The organism is Paenibacillus sp. 01T422 (genome assembly GCF_056398785.1).
Genome location: NZ_JBFTQB010000962.1, coordinates 1 through 2,358, shown reverse-complemented (window position 1 = coordinate 2,358; position 2,358 = coordinate 1). Strand labels below are relative to the sequence as shown.

The following is a 2,358-nucleotide window of genomic DNA, read 5'->3' as shown; positions in this document are numbered from 1 at the left end:
GGGTATGCTACAATAGAGAATTAGGAAGAACAAGACTTGCTTGAGCACGTCAATACAACAAGAGGAGGACACGCATGGCAAGAGAGCAGATCAAAGTGCCTTTTGGTTATGAACCGCCAGCACAAACGCACAAGGGCACGGTCTTTGTGTTTGAAACTTTCGAAGATTGGACGGAGTCCGATATGCATGCTTTTACGGCATGGGCTGAGGAGAAGAAATTCGTCAGAGCTATCTTTTACCCACAGCATGAAGAAACGCTGCGTAGAATGGATATTTCGAGCAGTGTGCCTTATTATGCCAGGGTGAAACATCTGGAGAACTTAGTGAAACAAGTGAATACCACGGTTCAAGTGGATGTGGATACATGGGAGGGTAAGCGTAAGAAATATACTCCTATAGACACTTCATTGCATTTTTTAACGGAGAAATCATCAGGTCCTTATTTTTTATGCCTAAGTGATCGCTATGCCAATCTGTTCGTTACTTATCCGGCTTTCAAGGAATGGATTAAAAATCTAAGACTTTACATTCATGAGCAGTTCCATGTCCCACTCCATGGCAAGTTGAATGAATACGCTCAAAGATGGGAAACCGTTCGTTTTGGAAATGGCTCTTAAAGAGGGGCTTGCCCCCCAAAAATTAACCATATTAATTATGGTGATCATCGTAGCCGGTATGAGTCAAGGCATGCTTATGCCGCTGCTTACGATTTTGCTGGATCGATCGKGCGTATCTACGGATGCCAATGGTCTGAACGCTGCTGCGCTGTATATCGGTATTTTCTCAACGATGTTCTTCATCGAAAAGCCCGTCAGGCGGTTTGGCTATAAGCCGGTTATTATGGTTGGGATGGGACTGGTTATCGCGGCAAACTGCTTATTCCCTGCATGGCAGCACATTGGATTCTGGTTTGTGCTTCGTTTGCTTGTGGGGATAGGGGATAGCGCTCTGCATTATGCCACGCAGCTATGGATTGTAACGTCTAGCCCCAAAGAGCATAGGGGACGCAATATTACGCTGTATGGCATGGCATACGGCATCGGATTTAGTTTAGGACCCATCGGGATTACGCTTTTAAAAGTAGGCATTTGGGGGCCGTTTCTGACCACAAGCAGCTTTTTTCTTCTCATTCTACTGCTTATGACAAGGCTGAGAAATGAACGTCCTGAAAGAGGCGAACGTGTAGAAGCTGTACATAAGCGTGCATCCAAAGTGGCTGCCTTGGCATGGTTTCCGCTAATTACTTCGCTGCTGTATGGATATATGGAAGCCTCTATGAACAGCAACTTTCCGCTCTACGGTTTGCGTATAGGTCTGTCAGAGGCTAATATTGGAGTTCTACTGCCTGTTATGGGGGTAGGCGGTCTCATCATGCAGCTGCCGCTGGGCATATGGAGTGACCGCATCGGGCGGAAGAAGATCCTCATTTCATCCGGGCTTATTGGCGCATTAGCCTTCCTGTGTATCCCGYTTGCAGGCACAAAACTTTGGTTGATTGGTTTGCTATTTGGTATCGCCGGGGGCATGGTAGGCTCGTTTTTTTCGCTTGGACTAGCCTACGCGGCAGATATTTTACCTAGACATCTGCTTCCTACAGCCAACGTGTTAGCCTCTATACAGTACAGCTTAGGGAGTATTGCGGGCCCTTTAATCGGAGGCATGGCCATTCGCTACTCGAATGTAACAAGTATTTTTTATATGCTCAGCCTCATTTATGTCCTTTTCGCGCTCTCCGGGATTATGTTCCGTCGTGAAACTACGATATAAAGAAAAGACACTCTTAGCCAAGCCTGGCTTTGAGTGTCTTTTCTTTATTAGCCTATTTCGTAATCGGCTGCCTGATCTGTCATATAACGTTCCGTCAGAATCGTTAGCATGGAGATGCCGATTTGGTTTTCTCCGCCCTCAGGAATAATGATGTCCGCATATTTCTTGGAAGGTTCGATGAAAGCGTCATGCATCGGCTTCACTGTCGTCAAATACTGATCGAAGACCGATTGCAGCGTGCGGCCCCGTTCATTAATGTCCCGGGAAAGACGACGAAGAATACGTACATCCGGGTCGGTATCCACAAACACTTTGATATTGAGCGCGCTGCGAAGGTTTTCATCGGTTAATACATGGATGCCCTCTAGCAATACAATGGGTTTAACTTCAACTCGGATCGTCTCTTGCGAGCGAGCATGTTTTGAGAAGTCATAGACGGGGATATTGACCGCATTTCCGTTCTTCAATTCATTAAGATGCTTAAGCAGCAGCTCGTTCTCAAACGCACGCGGGTGATCGTAGTTTATGCGCTCCCGTTCTTCAAAAGTAAGACCACTATGATGAAGAGATAGTAATTATCTTGTGAAATTA

At 46.1% G+C, this 2,358-nt stretch carries 2 protein-coding genes and 1 pseudogene; 2 read left to right on the top strand and 1 reads right to left on the bottom strand.

Features of this window, described 5'->3' with window-relative positions:
• The first annotated feature begins 74 nt into the window (after positions 1 to 74).
• Both AC1DUA_RS34130 and AC1DUA_RS34125 read left to right on the top strand, forming a co-directional pair.
• Positions 75 to 617 (top strand): hypothetical protein, encoded by a 543-nt coding sequence (locus AC1DUA_RS34130; protein ID WP_477503965.1) that lies wholly within the window; start codon positions 75 to 77, stop codon positions 615 to 617.
• On the top strand, positions 568 to 1,767 hold the full coding sequence (locus AC1DUA_RS34125) for an MFS transporter (RefSeq protein ID WP_477503964.1): 1,200 nt from the start codon (positions 568 to 570) through the stop codon (positions 1,765 to 1,767). The genes AC1DUA_RS34130 and AC1DUA_RS34125 overlap by 50 nt, the downstream gene beginning before the upstream one ends.
• Positions 1,768 to 1,814: 47 nt before the next feature.
• Here AC1DUA_RS34125 and udk read toward each other — a convergent pair.
• Positions 1,815 to 2,358, bottom strand: a pseudogene (gene udk / locus AC1DUA_RS34120) (uridine kinase); the annotation flags it as partial.